16 protein-coding genes are annotated in these 16901 nt (G+C 38.6%); 12 read left to right on the plus strand and 4 right to left on the minus strand.

All coding sequences use genetic code 11. The features are described 5' to 3' along the window. Positions 1-129: 129 nt before the first annotated feature. The 3 genes from ileS (at position 130) to J2S11_RS02605 (ending at position 4142) form a co-directional block, all read left to right on the plus strand. Positions 130-2895: an isoleucine--tRNA ligase gene (gene ileS / locus J2S11_RS02595; RefSeq protein WP_307390527.1), complete on the plus strand. Its 2766-nt coding sequence runs from the start codon at positions 130-132 to the stop codon at positions 2893-2895. Positions 2896-3104: 209 nt separating this feature from the next. Continuing rightward, entirely contained in the window at positions 3105-3230 is a 126-nt protein-coding gene (locus tag J2S11_RS02600) for an FbpB family small basic protein (protein WP_307390529.1), read from the plus strand. A 195-nt stretch (positions 3231-3425) separates the two neighbouring features. Beyond that, complete coding sequence (locus tag J2S11_RS02605) at positions 3426-4142, plus strand: TraR/DksA C4-type zinc finger protein (RefSeq protein WP_307390532.1); 717 nt, start codon at positions 3426-3428, stop codon at positions 4140-4142. 231 nt (positions 4143-4373) lie between these two features. Here the strand turns inward: J2S11_RS02605 and J2S11_RS02610 are convergent, their stop codons facing one another. Both J2S11_RS02610 and J2S11_RS02615 read right to left on the minus strand, forming a co-directional pair. Beyond that, entirely contained in the window at positions 4374-4706 is a 333-nt protein-coding gene (locus tag J2S11_RS02610; protein ID WP_307390535.1) for a DMT family transporter, read from the minus strand. A gap of 35 nt (positions 4707-4741) precedes the next feature. After that, entirely contained in the window at positions 4742-5062 is a 321-nt protein-coding gene (locus J2S11_RS02615; protein ID WP_307390537.1) for a DMT family transporter, read from the minus strand. A gap of 117 nt (positions 5063-5179) precedes the next feature. On the opposite strand from J2S11_RS02615, the gene J2S11_RS02620 reads away from it, so the two are divergent. The 8 genes from J2S11_RS02620 to J2S11_RS02655 all read left to right on the plus strand — a co-directional run bounded on the left by J2S11_RS02620 (position 5180) and on the right by J2S11_RS02655 (position 12888). Next, on the plus strand, positions 5180-6034 hold the full coding sequence (locus J2S11_RS02620) for a LysR family transcriptional regulator (RefSeq protein ID WP_307390540.1): 855 nt from the start codon (positions 5180-5182) through the stop codon (positions 6032-6034). Positions 6035-6112: 78 nt separating this feature from the next. Further along, positions 6113-6616, plus strand: a complete 504-nt coding sequence (lspA, locus tag J2S11_RS02625; RefSeq protein ID WP_307390543.1) for a signal peptidase II — start codon at positions 6113-6115, stop codon at positions 6614-6616. A gap of 47 nt (positions 6617-6663) precedes the next feature. After that, positions 6664-7581, plus strand: coding sequence for an RluA family pseudouridine synthase (locus J2S11_RS02630; RefSeq protein ID WP_307390545.1), 918 nt, complete (start codon positions 6664-6666; stop codon positions 7579-7581). A 92-nt stretch (positions 7582-7673) separates the two neighbouring features. Next, complete coding sequence (locus J2S11_RS02635; protein WP_307390548.1) at positions 7674-8465, plus strand: ribonuclease HII; 792 nt, start codon at positions 7674-7676, stop codon at positions 8463-8465. A gap of 1 nt (position 8466) precedes the next feature. Further along, positions 8467-10335, plus strand: coding sequence for a hypothetical protein (locus J2S11_RS02640; RefSeq protein ID WP_307390551.1), 1869 nt, complete (start codon positions 8467-8469; stop codon positions 10333-10335). Further along, entirely contained in the window at positions 10332-10619 is a 288-nt protein-coding gene (locus J2S11_RS02645) for an EscU/YscU/HrcU family type III secretion system export apparatus switch protein (RefSeq protein ID WP_307390553.1), read from the plus strand. Before J2S11_RS02640 ends, J2S11_RS02645 begins: the two co-directional genes overlap by 4 nt. Then, entirely contained in the window at positions 10612-10977 is a 366-nt protein-coding gene (locus J2S11_RS02650; protein ID WP_307390556.1) for a YraN family protein, read from the plus strand. Before J2S11_RS02645 ends, J2S11_RS02650 begins: the two co-directional genes overlap by 8 nt. A gap of 306 nt (positions 10978-11283) precedes the next feature. Next, the gene (locus J2S11_RS02655) at positions 11284-12888 is read left to right on the plus strand and encodes a YifB family Mg chelatase-like AAA ATPase (protein ID WP_307390559.1); all 1605 of its coding nucleotides are present in this window, start codon (positions 11284-11286) and stop codon (positions 12886-12888) included. Positions 12889-12991: 103 nt separating this feature from the next. On the opposite strand, the gene J2S11_RS02660 is transcribed toward J2S11_RS02655, so the two are convergent. Together J2S11_RS02660 and J2S11_RS02665 are read right to left on the minus strand one after the other, a co-directional pair. After that, positions 12992-13495, minus strand: a complete 504-nt coding sequence (locus tag J2S11_RS02660) for a hypothetical protein (RefSeq protein ID WP_307390562.1) — start codon at positions 13493-13495, stop codon at positions 12992-12994. Positions 13496-15254: 1759 nt separating this feature from the next. Then, positions 15255-15728: a hypothetical protein gene (locus tag J2S11_RS02665; RefSeq protein WP_307390565.1), complete on the minus strand. Its 474-nt coding sequence runs from the start codon at positions 15726-15728 to the stop codon at positions 15255-15257. 679 nt (positions 15729-16407) lie between these two features. On the opposite strand from J2S11_RS02665, the gene J2S11_RS02670 reads away from it, so the two are divergent. Beyond that, positions 16408-16683, plus strand: coding sequence for a DUF3905 domain-containing protein (locus tag J2S11_RS02670; protein WP_307390568.1), 276 nt, complete (start codon positions 16408-16410; stop codon positions 16681-16683). Positions 16684-16901 lie beyond the last annotated feature (218 nt).

A 16901-nucleotide genomic window follows, 5' to 3' on the forward strand; every position in this document is an offset into this window, starting at 1 on the left:
ATGATCTAACAGTCAAGTTCCCATGATAGAAGGCTTACCGTAAGAAATAAGGGTGGCCTCTCGTCCATTAGGATGAGGGGTTTTTATGTGCTATACTGATTAGATTGATGAATGGATTGGAGGATGGAAATGGATTATAAGGATACGTTACAGATCACTCAAACCGATTTCCCCATGAGAGGAAATTTACCACAACGCGAGCCAGAAATGCAGCAGCAATGGGCTAAACAGGATATTTACAACAAGGTACAGGAGAGAACAAAGGGAAGACCTAAGTTTGTTCTCCATGATGGACCGCCTTATGCAAACGGAGATATTCATTTAGGACATGCTTTAAATAAAGTATTAAAGGACATAATTGTTCGCTATAAATCTATGGATGGCTTTGATGCCCCTTACGTTCCAGGCTGGGATACACATGGCTTACCTATTGAGCATGCGATTATTAAAAATGAAAAGGTAGATCGGCACAAGGTTGGAATTAATGAATTCAGAAGATTGTGTGCTGAGTATGCCTTAAAATATGTAGAAAACCAAAAAGATCAATTTAAACGCTTAGGGGTTAGAGGGGACTGGGATAATCCTTACATCACCTTAAAGCCTGAGTATGAAGCTAGACAGATTAGAGTCTTTGGAAAGATGGCAGAGAAGGGGTTAATCTACAAAGGCTTAAAGCCTGTCTACTGGTCTCCTTCTTCGGAGACAGCGTTAGCAGAAGCAGAGATTGAGTACCAGGATAAGCGTTCTGCGTCTATTTATGTTTCCTTTAAGGTTACAGATGGGAAAGGCAAGCTAGATACAGATACAGCTTTTGTCATTTGGACGACCACACCATGGACGCTTCCTGCTAATCTTGGCATTGCTATTAAATCAGACTTAGAATATAGCGTTGTTCAAGTACAGGATCGAAAGTTTGTTGTTGCTTCAGGCTTAATAGAAGCGTTAGAAAAAGAGCTAGAATGGTCAGATTATAATGTGATTCAAACGTTCCAAGGGGAAGAGCTAGAACTAGTAGAAACTCAGCACCCATTCTATGATCGTAAGTCATTAGTCATTTTAGGGGATCATGTTACACTTGAGGCAGGTACAGGCTGTGTCCATACAGCTCCAGGTCATGGTGAGGATGACTTTTATGTAGGGCAGAAATATGGGCTAGGCGTATTAAATCCAGTGGACGACAAAGGTCACTTTACTTCTGAAGCACCTGGCTTTGAAGGGATGTTTTATGATAAGGCGAATAAGGGTATTACCGAGAAGCTTGAAGAAGCTGGTGCATTACTAAAATTAAGCTTTATCACACACTCCTATCCACATGATTGGCGTAGTAAGCAGCCTGTTATCTATCGGGCTACAGAGCAATGGTTTGCCTCTATCGATAAAATTAGAGGAGATATCTTAAAGGAGATTGATCGCGTTACTTGGAATCCAACATGGGGTAAGCTACGACTTCATAATATGGTTGCTGAACGTGGAGATTGGTGTATTTCTCGTCAGCGTGTATGGGGTGTACCTATTCCAATCCTTTATTGCACAGATTGTCAGGAAGAAATTATTAATGAAGAAACGATTTCTCATATTTCTGAGCTATTCCGTAAAGAGGGCTCAAACTCTTGGTTTGCCTTAGATAGTAAAGAGCTATTACCTGCTGGATTTAGTTGTCCTAAATGTGGAGGCCAGCATTTCCGTAAGGAAACGGACACTATGGATGTTTGGTTTGATTCTGGTTCATCTCATGAAGCAGTTCTAAGTGAGAGGGAGAACCTAAAGTGGCCAGCAGATTTATACTTAGAGGGCTCAGATCAGTATCGTGGGTGGTTTAACTCCTCGTTAACAACTGGTGTTGCAGCGAATGGACAGGCTCCTTATGAAATGGTTCTTAGTCATGGCTTTGTATTAGATGGAGAAGGCCGCAAAATGTCTAAGTCACTAGGTAATGTCGTTGTACCTAAGAAGGTAATGGATCAATTAGGAGCTGAGATCCTTAGATTATGGGTATCCTCTGTAGATTACACAGCAGATGTTCGAATCTCAGACGCAATCCTAAAACAAATTTCTGAGGTTTATCGTAAAATTAGAAATACGTTAAGATTCTTGCTTGGAAATTTAGCAGATTTTGATCCTAAAAAGGATCGTGTAGATCGTGAGCAGTGGTCTGAGCTTGACCAGTATATGATGGTAAAAGCACAAAAGGTGCTTGAAAGAGCTAGGAAGGCGTATGATTCTTATCAATTTCATAACGTTTATTCCTCTGTTCATAACTTCTGTACGATTGAGCTAAGTTCCATTTATTTAGATATATCCAAGGATTTGCTCTATACAGAGCCACCTACCTCTGCTTCAAGAAGAGCAACACAGACGGTTATGTATGATGTTTTAACCATGCTATCTAAGGTGTTAGCTCCTATCCTACCTCATACGGCAGATGAGGTTTGGGGCTTTATTCCTGACACAGATGCAGAAAGTGTTCAGCTGACAGATATCCCTCAGGTCGATCACTCCTATGCAAATGATGAGCTTGAAAAGAAATGGGATCAATTTATGGCTGTGAGAGATGAGGTGCTAAAGGCTCTCGAGCAGGCTAGAAAAGATAAAGTGATTGGTTCATCGTTAGGAGCTGAGCTACATGTTTATCCTGAAACAGGCACAGCAAGCTTACTACAACAGTTTAAGGAGCTAGACAAGCTATTTATTGTATCTGCTGTGACTGTACACGAGGGCAGAGATGCTGCTCCAGAAGAGGCTCTTAAACTAGAGTTGATCGACGTTATGGTTAAACCAGCAGAAGGCGAAAAGTGTGAGCGATGCTGGGTGATTACACCAGAGGTTGGAACGGACACCGAACACCCTTCCCTGTGTCCTAGATGTGCAACAACGGTTAAGGAGCATTATGCTTAAAAGAAATAAGTGAATATATGCCATAGTATTTGTTCAAATAAAGCCTAAGCTACTGAATTATTGGTAGTTAGGCTATTATTTTTTTATTAGAAAAATCACAACATGAAAATGTTCAGATAACTTTGAACTTTTTTGTTTATTTAGAATGATTATTGGGAATGATAAAAATAGCTGAGAGAGGGACTAACAACTAAAGGAGGGAAGACATAATGCGAAGAATTAGAAAAATTTCTTTTGAGGATCTGGTGCTCGAGAATAAGAGGCTACTCTTAACGGATAAGGAAGCAATGGAACGGATTGAAGATAGAATTGAAAATAAACGAGTAAAAAAATAACGAATAAAAAGCTAAAAAGAGAAGTAATATTTTTAGCTAAACAGATGGTAGCTTATACTTGGCTGACCATCTTTTTTAATTTCCTTTGTTACATGATTTACCTTATCTTAACTGTGTGAAAAAGCAAAACATGATAAACAATAATAAAGGAGTACGGAAAATGAATCGGGTAAAATTTGAAAGGGGCACTTTTACATGGAACACCATACTTATGATCATTTACGCCAGCAATTATTAGCTGAAAAGACAGAGCTTGAAGTGAAAGCTAAAGAAACAAATAACTTCCATTTAGAAAGCAGTATGAGGGATAGTGATGGAGAGCTATCCTTGCATGATAACCATCCAGCAGATTCAGCAACTACTATGTATGAAAGAGAGAAGGATCTTTCTTTGTTGGAGCATTATAGATTGCATTTAGAGGATATTGAACAGGCTTTAAAGAGGATGGAGGAAGGGACTTATGGGATATGTCAAAAATGTGGAGAGCCTATTCCTTTAGAACGCTTAGAGGCAATCCCCACAGCTACTTACTGTATCACACATGAATCAAAGTCATCAGACTTTCATGACCCCCCTGTGGAGGAGGAGGTTCTTACAGGATTTGGACAATTTGATTTTGATGGACGAGATAACGAAACGGAGTTTGATGCTGAAGATTCCTGGCAATCGGTAGCGAGATTTAATGAAAGAGAAAATATTGCAGAAACCGATTATGATGAGGATGAAGCAAGGGGTTATGTAGAGCCTATTGATGGATTTATTATTACGGATGGAGATGGATTAACAGCCGAGGAATCTGATTTTGAGTACAATGAGTTATATAGAAAGTACATGGGCAGTGGAGAAGGCTACGGGTTGATCTGGAGGGATGAGATTTTTACATCTGACCAGATGGAAGAAGACAATGGCTAGTTAGTTTGATCGCTGCTAAGAAACAATGGATGGGGATATATGGAGAAAATAAAAAGAAAAGAAACCGTCTGGTGTGACAGCTCCATTCATGATTGATTCATTTACGGAGCTTTTCAAGCTAAGCCGGTTTCTTTGTATTTCGTTTTTCTTTTTATCTAATACCCGAAGAATATCATTTAAGGTTACACAGTCAAAGCTTTTTCTAAAGCAGATTGAGCTATGTCTTTTAGGCTACGTTTCTGGAGTAGCTGTTTCTACCTGAATAGCTACAATTCCTATGATGATAAGTATGATGCCACTAATTTGGATAAGTGTGAGGGTATCACCAAGGAATTGAACTCCTATTAAAGCAACAGACAAAACCCCGACACCTGACCAAATAGCGTAACCAACCCCTATCGTCATCCCGTTTTTCAGACTTAAAGAAAAGGTGAAATAAGAGGATACAGCAAATACTATGGTTATTATTGTTGGAAATGGTGCAGTAAACCCTTCAGAAAACCGCGCCGCAAGTGCTGCAATAATTTCTAAAAAAATGGCTGTTAAAAGATAAAGATAGGCCAACGTAAAACTCCTCCCTAACTTTTAATAAGTTAACGCTAAATGGCTCCAAGCTCTAGCGCAATAACACCAACAATGATAAGCGCGATTCCGTAAACCTGGACTTTTGTTAGATATTCTTTAAAAAAAAGCAGACCAAAAATAGCTATAACCACTACTCCAATACCAGCCCAAATGGCATAGCCAATCCCTATATTGAGGCCATATTGAAGACTTATAGCAAAGAAAAAGTAGGAAGCTATAATGACTATGATGGTTGCCAAACTAGGAAGGAGTTTTTTAAATCCCTCTGAATATCGGCTTGTAATAGCCCCAGTAACTTCAGCAATAATAGTAAGTGCTAAAAAAAGATAGGCCATATCTCAAAACCTCCTTTATATCTCTATGGTTTCAGTATAAATCTCCAATTGCATCATGTATAATGATTAAAAGTTATATTGATATCATTAATAATGATAGAGGTGGGGGAGTTTGACATGGAATTAAGCGATTTAAAGGTTTTTCAAGCGATAGCTGAGGAATCAAGTATTTCAGGAGCAGCGAAGCGGTTAGATTATGTTCAATCTAATGTCACCGCTAGACTACGTAAGCTTGAGGATGAATTAGGCGTTTTGCTTTTTCATAGAAGTGTTAAGGGTCTTACAATTACAGAAAAAGGCCTACTCTTTCGAAAATATGCCAATACGATTTTACAATTAGCCGATGAGTCAATTAGAGTTTTGCAAGATGAGGATAAACCGAGTGGAACATTACGTATAGGGGTTGTAGAAACGGTTACATGTGGTCATTTTATGAATATCATAGCCACCTTCCAAAAGCAGTACCAACAAGTGACATTACGTTTGGAAACAGGAAACTCTGAAGTGTTAATGGAGAAGATCAAGAATTATGAATTGGATGCTGCTTTTGTAACAGGAGATCTAAGCTCATCTGAATTTAGTCTGGATTACGTGCAAACGGATGAGATTGTCCTTTTATCAAAAGAAGAAAAGTCTATCGCTTCATTATTACAATCTAGATGGGCTGTCTCTCCTAAGGGCTGTCCGTTTAGAAGAAAGTTAGAACAGTGGTATCAAGACTCGAAATTAGAGCTTTCTGAGATTATTGAAATCAGCTCACTTGAGACCTTATTAAGCAGTGTTAAGGAAGGAATTACAGCAACAATATTACCAAAATCGGTATTAACCGGATCATATGAGCACCTACATGTTGTCCCTATTCCAGAGGTGTACCGCTACATTGAAACGGGATTGATAAGCAGGAAGGAAAAATACGTTAATCATGCCTATAAAGCTTTTGCAACTTTAGTTCAAGAACGAGGATTATTTTAAAGAAAGTTGTTGAACACCTGGGGATATGCTAAAATTTGAAAGATATTTATTTTGTTTGATGTTCAAGGAGGAGCGCTCGTGGTTGTATTCTATTTTATCCTTGTAGGGATTGTTATTGCTTTGGACCAATGGTCCAAGTGGCTAGTACTGACGAAGATGTCACTAAGGGAGTCCATTCCTATTATTGATGAGGTTTTATATCTAACTTCTCATCGTAATAAGGGGGCTGCATTCGGCATTTTACAGGATCAGCGCTGGTTTTTTATCATTGTTACATCAGTGGTCATTATTGCTATTGCGTATGTTCTTATTAGGCATCGTTCCTCACTCAGAGGTCTTGTATCCTGGTCTCTTGCATTAATTTTAGGAGGAGCAATCGGAAATTATATAGATCGAGTCAGATTTGGCGAAGTAGTCGATTTTGTAGACGTAAAAATTTCACTATTCTCCTTTTACTATGATTTCCCTATTTTTAATATTGCAGACAGTGCTTTAGTGATTGGCGTTGGCTTATTATTACTGGACACAATTATAGATATGATTAAGGAAAAGAAAGAAAAAAAGGCGGCTATTTCAGAATAGCATGTAGACATATTTAAATAGACATATTTTAAAGGGTGAACGCTAGAATGAATACAGCTGTGCAAATTTTTGATTGGAAATATGAAGAAACGAGCTTTGAACGAATAGATACATTTTTATCGGCTGAGCAGAGTGAATGGAGCCGTTCACAGATTCAGCAATGGATAAAGGACGGACTTGTTACGGTGAACGATAAGTCAGTCAAAGCTAACTATAAGCTGAAAATGGGCGACCTTATCGTTGTGCGTATTTTACCACCTAAGGAGCTAAGCATCGAACCTGAGGATATCCCTCTACATATCGTGTTTGAGGATGAAGATGTGATCGTGGTCAATAAACAAAGAGGGCTAGTGGTTCATCCAGCACCGGGGCATTATTCTGGAACACTAGTTAATGGACTTTTATATCATTGTAAAGACTTATCTGGGATTAATGGAATCCTAAGACCGGGTATCGTTCACCGCATAGATAAGGATACATCAGGATTACTCATGGTGGCGAAAAACGACCAAGCTCATGCTGCTTTAGCTGAACAGCTAAAGGAACATACTACGATTAGAAAATATATGGCTATAGTGCATGGTCAGGTTAAGCATGATAAAGGGACAATTGATGCTCCGATTGGCCGGGACCCAAAGAATAGGCAGCAAATGAGCGTGGTAAAAGAAGGAAAGCCAGCTGTTACTCATTTTACTGTGCTAGAAAGATGGCTTAATTTTACTTTAGTAGAGCTGCAGCTTGAAACAGGAAGGACACACCAAATTAGAGTGCATATGAAGTATATTGGTCATCCATTAGCTGGTGACCCGAAGTATGGTCCCTCTAAAACCCTTCCGATTGACGGTCAGGCATTACATGCTCAGGCGCTAGGGTTTAAGCATCCTAGAACTGACCAGGATTTATACTTTGAAGCTCCTCTTCCAGAAGACATGGAAAAAGCGATCACTCTCGCTCAAGAAAATTAACGAGCAACGTGCAAACATCTTGAAGGTTTTTTAAAGTTTGTGTCGAAATATGAGAGATGGATTGTGTATTTCATGAACGGCTGGTGAAGGAAATGTTGTTTGATGGCTTAACGATTACGGAAATAAAACAAAAAATCTCTTCTGCTACTTCTGTGGAGCTTGAAGGGTATATACCACTACTTGAAACGGATTCCCGAGCAGGAGTTCAACGTCTGGCGGATCAATGCAAGAGGAAGGTAGCAGAAGAGCATAGAAAACTCCTTCATTGGGAGACGATTAATCAGGAGGAAAAAAGGCTTCGTGAGAAGGGATTCCTCCATATAGCTGGAGTTGATGAAGTAGGACGTGGTCCATTAGCAGGACCCGTTGTTACAGCTGCTGTCATCCTACCTGCTGGCTTTGAATGTATAGGAATTAATGATTCGAAGCAACTGAAAAAGGAAGAACGAGAGGCTTTTGCCAAGATCATTAAGGAGCAGGCTATTAGTCATTCGATTGCCTTTGTGGATGCACGGGATATTGATCGGCTTAATATTTATCAGGCTACACTACTTGCCATGAAGCAAGCTGTTGAATCCTGTTCTACGCCACCAGATTATTGCTTGATTGATGCGATGAATCCTTCCATTTCTATCCCTTACGAATCCCTCATCAAGGGAGACGCAAAATCTGTTTCCATTGCAGCGGCCTCTATTCTAGCCAAGGTTACGAGAGATCAATGGATGACAGAGATCGCTCAGCTTTATCCGCAATACGGGTTTGAGAACCATATGGGCTATGCGACCCCTGAGCACCAAGAGGCATTGCGTAAATATGGTCCAACCCCCATTCATAGACAAACGTTTATTAAAGCGTTTATTAATGAAAAAAGGGAGGCTGATTAGGATGGCTTTAGGAAATATCTTACAATCCATGTTTCGTACTCCAAGAGCGTCTAATAATCATGTCCTGACACTTACATCAGGACAGGTGGTTAAAGGCGAGGTTTTGCAGCTTTATCCAAATGATCATGCTTTGGTTAAACTAGGCTCTATGCAGGTTCAGGCTAAGCTTGAGGCTCCTCTTGAAGCTGGCTTACGTTCGTGGTTTCAGGTCCAAGGCTCTGCTCACCCCATTACACTTAAGCTCGTTTCTGCGCCTCAGCATTTAGGGCATCAGGGGCAAACTGATTTAGCTCAATTGCTCCAATTTTTCGGAATGAAGTCTTCAGCGTTAGGGGAAAAGCTCCTTCAGTTTTTTCTTCAGGAGCAGTTGCCTATGACCAAGCAAAATGTTCGATCAGGAACGCAGATTCTTGAGCAGCTTGGAACTAGAAGTGAGACTCTCCAAGCGATAAAATTTGCTGTTCAAAAAGGACTCCCTTTATCCAAAGAAATTATTCAATCCCTACAGAGCTTCTCACAAAACTCATCCTTAGCTTATCAAATCAGAGATGTGGCGGCAGCTCTACCCTCACAGGCTAGAGGGGAGCTACAAAACCTACTGCAAAGAATGGGGCAGGATATTGTTCAAAGACCCAACGGTTTATTGCTGTTTTTACAGCGGATGGGTGTCCAATTAGAATCGACCATGTCTAAAGCCATGACATCCTTCACACCTGCACCTGTTCCTCCAACCCCTTCTACCCAACAAGCTTCTGTCGTTCAACCTGTCACTCATACTGGAACACAGGAGCAAGTGACTCAGGCAGGCTTTTCTTCCTCGTCTGGGGCTATTGGCTCACCATCTAGTCCTTCTTCATCTTTATTGGAGAATAATAGGGTAGCCTTGACTCGTGAACAAGGAGGTCAGGTTCCTGGACGAACAGCTGAAGCAAATCCAGGGGCACAGGGTGACAGAGTTCCCACAGAATCTCGACAGGTCAATATGAATGCTCAATCTGTGACAAATGCTTTAATGGATACAGTTTCTAAGGTTACTCAAGCTACCGGTCAACAAGGGCAGCCTGCTAATCATACACCTGTCCAGTCATTTGCGAGTGAAACGGCTGTTTTTACTCGTTCATCAGAAACAGCTCGTGCACAAGAGACAGGACAGGCTAACCAAGGAAGCAATACTACTGTTACAAACAGTTCACAGGGAAGCTCCTCTTCGCAATTTACAGATACTATGCTAAGGGGAACAGAGGCCGGGGGCGGACGCCTTTTTTCAGATATATCTACAGCTAATACTTCTGCTATTCAGAATCAATCTGCGGAGGGACAGCAACCAACAACTTTAAAGTCTTATCTAATGCAGCTTTTACAATCCCAAGAGCTATCCAAGCAGGCAGCTGAAAAGGTACAAGGTCTCATTCATACGATTCAGGGACAGCAGATTCTTCTATCCTCTGAAACACAGCAGCCGATTCAAACGTTTATGTTTCAAGCCTTTTATCCGTTTGGAGCAGAGCTGAGGTCAATTTACGGGCAGATTTCAGGTAAAAAGGAAAAAGGGAAAATTGACCCGGAAAACTGTAGAATGTTTTTTCACTTAGAGCTACCAGAGCTAGGGCAAACTGAAATAGATGTTACCATTCAGTCCAATTATCTAGCTATTACTTTATATAGTAAGCAGGTACCGCACGAAGGACATGAATGGCTAAAAGAAAATGAAGTACAGGTCAAGGAAGCTATGAACCAGTTAGGCTATACGCTAACGTCTGTGAAGTGGAAGGAAGTTCAAATGAATGAACCTATGATGTACCATCCAAGTATTGAAGCATCCCGCCTGTATAGTCAGAGTTCCTTTCAAGGAGTGGATATTCGTTTATGAACAACAGGACGGAGCAGTATAAGAAAGCAGTTGCTTTACACTATCAGCCTGATTCCAGTAAAGCGCCAATGGTCAAAGCAAAAGGGAATGGACTAGTTGCTGAAGAAATTATCAAATTAGCTAAGGAAAACGGAGTGCCTATTCAAGAGGACCCAGCCTTAGTTCAGCTTTTAGCTCAGATTGAGATAGATAAAGAAATTCCTGCTGAGCTTTATGGAGTGGTGGCCGAAGTGATGGCTTTGGTATATAGAATGGAGAAAAAGGCTGCGGGCTGGCATGACTAAACGAAGACAGGCTATAGGAAAATATGGGGAACAGCTCGCACTAAAGCAGTATGAATTGGCCGGGTATTCCCTACTTTTCCACAATTATCGCTGTCCTCTCGGTGAAATTGATTTAATTATGCGTAAAGGCCACACCATATTGTTTATCGAGGTGAGGACTCGCACAAGTACAACATATGGGACAGCTGAAGAATCGGTGACTCCAAGAAAGCAGCAGAAAATACGAAAAGTATCTAGTTTTTTTCTCCAGAAAAACCCTCAATACCTGCAAGTTAATCTCCAGTTTGATGTCGTAACCGTATACCTTGATCTTGATGAAAAGAAAGCGTGGTTTAATCGTATTGAACATGCCTTTTAAACAGTTAAATGATCTTTGACCTATCCCTGTTTTAATCCTATTGTATGTTCTTCTATAGCTATATTCCCATAAGCCCTTCTATCAAGATATTTAATTCCTCAAAGATATAGATCCCTTATGAAATATATGTATTTCTATGCGTTTCCTAATTAGAAAGCCTTCTAATAAAAAACTCACCTCGTATCAATGATTATTACATTCCTAAAAGTTCCCTCTGCGTTTCTCTAATCGTATACAATGCCCAACAATAGATTTTATTTCAATATCATTTGTCACAGTTTAAATTAGCCAAAGGAGGTTTTCTATTTGTATGTAAAATGCTTTAGTGCGTATGTCCATGGTCTTGAAGGTCAGATCATAGAGGTGGAGGTGGATATTTCATCCGGTTTACCTCATTTCGATATTGTTGGTCTTCCAGGCTCTGCTCTGAAAGAAGCAAAGGAAAGAGTACGTTCGGCTATAAAAAATAGCGGATTTCAATTTCCAAACAAGAGAATTACAGTAAATCTAGCGCCTGCAAATTTACGTAAGGAGGGTAGCTACTTTGACCTTGCTATCGCTTTTAGCATTCTTATAGCAGATCAACAAATTAAAAGAACGAAATGGTTAGAGGATCAATTAAATGAAGCGTTGATCATTGGAGAGTTAGCTTTGGATGGTCAGGTTAGAAAAAATATGGGCATTCTGCCTCTTGTGATTGCTGCGAAAGAGAAGCATGTACAGCGTATTATTGTCCCTCAGGATAATGTATTAGAAGCTAACGCCTTACGGGAGGTTCGAGCAACGGGTGTAGCTCATTTAAGGGAATTTGTGCATAATATGCAGCAGGGTAGAGGACAACAAAGAGAGCTAAGAGAAGATGTTGTAAGAGCTGTTAATCCTATGGAAGTTGCTTCTCAGCAGAAGCCTTCAACTCTATGGCAGGGAGAGGATTTCGCTGATATTCATGGTCAGATACATGTGAAAAGAGCTTTTGAAATAGCGGCATGCGGTCATCACCACCTGCTTCTAAGCGGTCCTCCCGGCAGTGGAAAAACCCTCCTTGCCAAGAATTTTGTTTCTCTACTGCCTAAGCTCACAGTAAAGGAAGCCATTGAGGTGACTAGGATTTACAGTGTGGCAGGGTTGTTGAAGGAAGAAGAGGGTCTACGCTGGAAAAGAGCCATTCGCTCCCCACACCATACAACGACCCAAGCGGCCATGATAGGAGGAGGTGTTCCGATCAAGCCTGGTGAAATATCACTAGCCCATTATGGTGTCCTATTTTTAGACGAATTCTTAGAGTTTAGAAGAGGAGTCGTAGAAGCTCTAAGAGAGCCTTTGCAAGAAGGTACAATAACCATAAATCGAAGTCATCATTCGTATCATTTTCCTGCTCATTTTCAGTTAATCCTCGCTTTGAATCCGTGTCCATGTGGATACTATGGGTATGAGACAGAACGCAAGTCGTGTGTTTGCTCTGCCCATCAAGTAGCTAGCTATCAGAATAAGCTCTCTGGTCCACTGTTTGACAGGATTGATATGCACTTAGATGTCCCTCCGATCACCTATCAGGATTTAACCCATGGCAGTAAGGAATCTAGAAAGAAAATCACAGACATCAATTATAATTATACTACTGCTAAAATGCGCTCAAGAATCGAAGAGGGGAGAGAGTACAAGCAATGGCGTTCCCCAACAGCTCCCTACAATGGCTTACTAAGCCCTAAAGAGATCAAGAAAGAATGTGTACTTACTCCTGCTGCGGAGGAATTAATTAAACTTGCTTTTGAACAACTCCATATCAGCGCTCGATCCTATCATAAGATTCTTAAGCTTGGTCGCACTATTGCGGATATGAATAAATCTAAGGACATCGATGAAGTAGCGATTGCTGAGGCTATTCAGTTTCGTGTGCTGGACAGAGGATAAAGTATAAAAGCTTTAATTTCATAATAATAATTTGTATCTTTATTAGATTAATGAGGTAATCATATAATGGATTCTTGTAAAGTTAGTTTATTGATTAAACACGTTAAAGTAAAGTCAATGATTTTTTAGTTTTTTTTATAGCCTTGGTTATTAAAGGAACGGTTATTGCTAATAGTAATATAAATGCCAGAAACATAAAAAATGTATTGTAACTAAAGTATACCAAGTTTGTATACTTATTTAAGCCAATAACTGAATCTTGAATGTAATCCTCAGAATTATACATTCCCCTTTCATGTAAAGCATTTCTTAGATTATTTGGAATCGTGTTGTAGTAATTGATTTGCATTTTAATACCAATAGATATGTATACTAAAATTAAAATTGAAATAATAACTTTAATAGTGGCTTTAAGTCTTAATCTTGAAAACCATTTATATAATTCAATTGCAGTCCAAATGGCAAGAGGTATTATGATTGCTAATGGAATTATTGCTGGATTTCCATTTCCACCTCCATAACTGTTTTTTGTAGTAAATAAATCAACAACACTTAGTAGTAACAAGTTTATTACAATTAGAAAAAGGATTTTATATTTCTTTAACACAAACAACCTCTCCTTATAGGAAATCAGTATAAAATTTGTGTATACTGCTTTATTTAAGGACTATCTCTAAGAAATGCGTGACAAACTAATATGAGGAGCATTAGGTTCCCAAGCAAAGGTCTGTGAAGTAGTTAAATTTCGACCTCCATCTGGTCCTTCACCCTAACATAGTCTACACCAGATGTTTCACTATTCTCTGAAATATATATAAACCCCTCTTTTTTAAGAAAATTTAAATCATTAACGTTTTACCATTTTCCTAATTCCAAATAGTTTTGGCATTACGTTTTAAAAAGCTGAGTTGTTTCACGTTTAGTAAGACCACGATACTTTCTAGCTTTCAGAAATCTATGTTGGAATGTGTCTTCTGGGAGTTTTTTGAATACCCTTAGATAGTATAAAGGTATACCTAGTAGATCTGATAACAACCTTCGTCTCCTCAGTGAAGAAATTACCGCTCGTTTAGCTAAAGACTATGTGAAGAATATTGCCTTAAATGATCAAATCGAACCACAAGCACTGGAAATGGCTGATGTGATGACTACTGGAATCATTCAACAATTCCCATCAAATTTTCTGAGATAATATTTTATATCTAAAAGAAATCATATAGTTAAATTCAAATGATTAGCCCCAATTAAGCTTAAGGGGCTTTTTTACAGTCTAAGGATTTATAAAATTTGATACAATGATTTCTTCAAGTTTTATAAATTCTGGCTGCATGCAAAAGCTTCCTCTAATGATGGACTAGACAACCTCTTCGAGAGGGCTTCGATAGAAGCTTTTCTTACGTTGGTAAGAGGGTTTAAGGTAAATATTAGAATATGTTAAGATAAATAAGTGGAGAAAATTGGATTAAGGGGGGATGAAAAATGGAAGATATGGTTGCAGTACGAAAGAAAAAGAAATTAACATTTCAATGGGTCTTTTATACATACTCTTTTTTAATGCTTCTATTCTATATCGCCTATGTATTTATTACGAACGATCGATTTAGTAAAGCAGATCAGAGAATGTCAGGAAATCCTCTTTCGGGAGCTGAACTTGAAAATATTCGTCAATCATGGATGTGGACACAAATTTTTGAAAATTTGTTTCTCGTGTTATTCTTACTAATGTGTCTCGTCTGTATTTTTATAATATCTTATAAAAAAGACAGGAATTTGTATTATCAATTTATGATGACAAACTCTTCCTTAATTCTAGGAATTATCGCATTAAGTTTCGTTTTTAATCAGACTACAATGTTACCTATTGGTAATCTATTACAGATTATATTTATTCCTATAATCACTTTTGCTATTGCCTACTTTTATTTATTATGGGTATTGAGAAAGAAAAGGGGCCCTAGTTGATTGCATGTATAACTCTTCCATGTTATTATTAAACTAACAAAAGGGCGGTGCGCTACACCGTCCTCATACAACACTCGGGTGGGCAACCTCCTGATAAAACGTGAGAGATAACCTGCACCGTGGCGCTAACCTGGGCAGGTTATTTTCGTTTCAAATAAGTAAGAACAGCGAGGAAGAACATTCCAAGCATAATCACTTCTGAAAGCGAAAAATTCATAAGCATCACCTCCATTCTGAGGCATGCTTATCCCACCCAAGCTCTGTTGTATATGTATATTATACCAAATTTTCAGACACAAGTCCGCAGAAGACATGTGTTTTTTATATGGGGAAACGCTAGTGCATCATAGAGATCTTTTCAAGAATATTATGGATTTATTATTAATCCAGTCAGATACGAGGACTTAGAAATCACCATAAAAGCTCATTATAATCCCTTTAATCCAAAGACTTAATTGGTTTATCACTATATAAGCAACAACAGTTAGTGGTACTACAAATAAAAGACTTTTTAAAAAACCCATATTCATATTAAGAAAGATCTTTGTTCTAGAGTTAAATAATAAGATTGCCAGAAAAAAGCAGACCATTACTGTTTGAAGGACTAATAAAGAACCGTGTAATGGCTGAGTAATGATAACGTATTTGGAGACAACAAATGTATAAAGATGAACTAAATAAAGGTATACTGTCGTCCACCAACCCCATTGTTTCCCAAAAAGTAATCCAATCGTTGGGATCATATAAAATGAGATTTCCCATAGTCCTATAAATGTAAGGTATGCATTGGAAATATTAAAATAAAAAGTCCCTATTGAAATCATTACGATTAGGTGAAACAGACATATGCCTATAATGGGGAGTGGGTAATTTTTCATTAGAGTTCCTCCTGATAGTAAACATTAGTTACCTTGATTAAATGTAAACTCATACTCATTAGGCCAATCGATCCAAATATAATCAGGTCCTCTCATTGTACATATTGTGTTTGAATTAATGTAAGAGAAATCTTCTGAACTGATCTTTTCGTCAATAGTAGGATTTAAAATTTCAGAACGAAGAGTTTTCTTGCTATCATTGTATCTCAGAGTCAATAAGCTTCCAGCGGTTAGGTGTATGTCTTCTAAGATTTTTTCATACTCTAATTCGGTATCTTCATTGAAAGCAGCAGATGAATCAATCTTTTCTTTTACTTATATGTAAGCAAGGTCTTGTTGTTTTAAGTATTTTACTAAATCTCTGTAGTCTTTCTCGTAATCGGCAGTCAAATTAACTTCAGTAGGGAAATCTTCATTACTCAAGTCAATGACAATTTCAGGTACTTCGGCATCGAGGTTAATAGTGACATTCCTATTCATGTACTTGTTGAAAAGCATGTTATAATCCGCACTGTTGAGATCTGCCTCTTGATACCGACTGACAAATACTAGAGGCGAAGGAAGGTATGACTAGAACTGAAAAAAGGTAACGAGAACTAATTGAAATGTTAGAAGAATGCACTGTGGAATAGAAGATCACCTTTTACTCATACTAACAAATAAGGAGCGTGATACGGAAATGAAGAAAAATAAGAAATACTATAAAAATATACAAATTCCCTTAGATCAATGGAACAAAGAAATCGATCCAGCTATTATGTCAGGTCAGCATTGGGAAAAAGAAGGACATTCTGTGGGAGAGGTTGATAGTGGCTGGGCAACTGAAGAGAATCAAGAGCTTTTAGAGGGTAAGCCACCTATGGGAGGTATATTTATGCATCCTGTTCATGATGTTACCTATGATGCAAGTACGGTGCAAGATGATCTAGATGAGGAAGATGGTAATGGTGATTAACAGCTTAAAAACTTCTCCTTTCAAGGGAATAGGTGCAGTTTCAAAAGTATTTCCATGAAAATAAGATAAACCGCAGATATAGACAAAAGCAATGGGAACGGAGTCTAGTTCCTTTGTTTTTTGTCGTATATAGTCTTATAGACTTATTTTCTTTAGCAAAATATAGATCAAAAGAAGGAATTTTTTGATTAACAGAGAAGTAGGTATACTTATATACA

The organism is Bacillus horti (assembly GCF_030813115.1).
In the GTDB taxonomy this organism is placed as follows: Bacteria; Bacillota; Bacilli; order Caldalkalibacillales; family JCM-10596; genus Bacillus_CH; species Bacillus_CH horti.

Excerpts from the sequence above, each read along its gene's own strand:
- J2S11_RS02615 (WP_307390537.1), bottom strand. The coding sequence starts at position 5,062 with ATGGCCTATCTTTTTTTAGCACTTACTATTATTGCTGAAGTTACTGGG.
- J2S11_RS02635 (WP_307390548.1), top strand. The coding sequence starts at position 7,674 with ATGTTGTTTGATGGCTTAACGATTACGGAAATAAAACAAAAAATCTCT.
- J2S11_RS02670 (WP_307390568.1), top strand. The coding sequence starts at position 16,408 with ATGAAGAAAAATAAGAAATACTATAAAAATATACAAATTCCCTTAGAT.
- J2S11_RS02665 (WP_307390565.1), bottom strand. The coding sequence starts at position 15,728 with ATGAAAAATTACCCACTCCCCATTATAGGCATATGTCTGTTTCACCTA.
- J2S11_RS02650 (WP_307390556.1), top strand. The coding sequence starts at position 10,612 with ATGACTAAACGAAGACAGGCTATAGGAAAATATGGGGAACAGCTCGCA.
- J2S11_RS02645 (WP_307390553.1), top strand. The coding sequence starts at position 10,332 with ATGAACAACAGGACGGAGCAGTATAAGAAAGCAGTTGCTTTACACTAT.
- J2S11_RS02640 (WP_307390551.1), top strand. The coding sequence starts at position 8,467 with ATGGCTTTAGGAAATATCTTACAATCCATGTTTCGTACTCCAAGAGCG.
- J2S11_RS02630 (WP_307390545.1), top strand. The coding sequence starts at position 6,664 with ATGAATACAGCTGTGCAAATTTTTGATTGGAAATATGAAGAAACGAGC.
- J2S11_RS02605 (WP_307390532.1), top strand. The coding sequence starts at position 3,426 with ATGGAACACCATACTTATGATCATTTACGCCAGCAATTATTAGCTGAA.
- J2S11_RS02600 (WP_307390529.1), top strand. The coding sequence starts at position 3,105 with ATGCGAAGAATTAGAAAAATTTCTTTTGAGGATCTGGTGCTCGAGAAT.
- ileS (WP_307390527.1), top strand. The coding sequence starts at position 130 with ATGGATTATAAGGATACGTTACAGATCACTCAAACCGATTTCCCCATG.
- J2S11_RS02620 (WP_307390540.1), top strand. The coding sequence starts at position 5,180 with ATGGAATTAAGCGATTTAAAGGTTTTTCAAGCGATAGCTGAGGAATCA.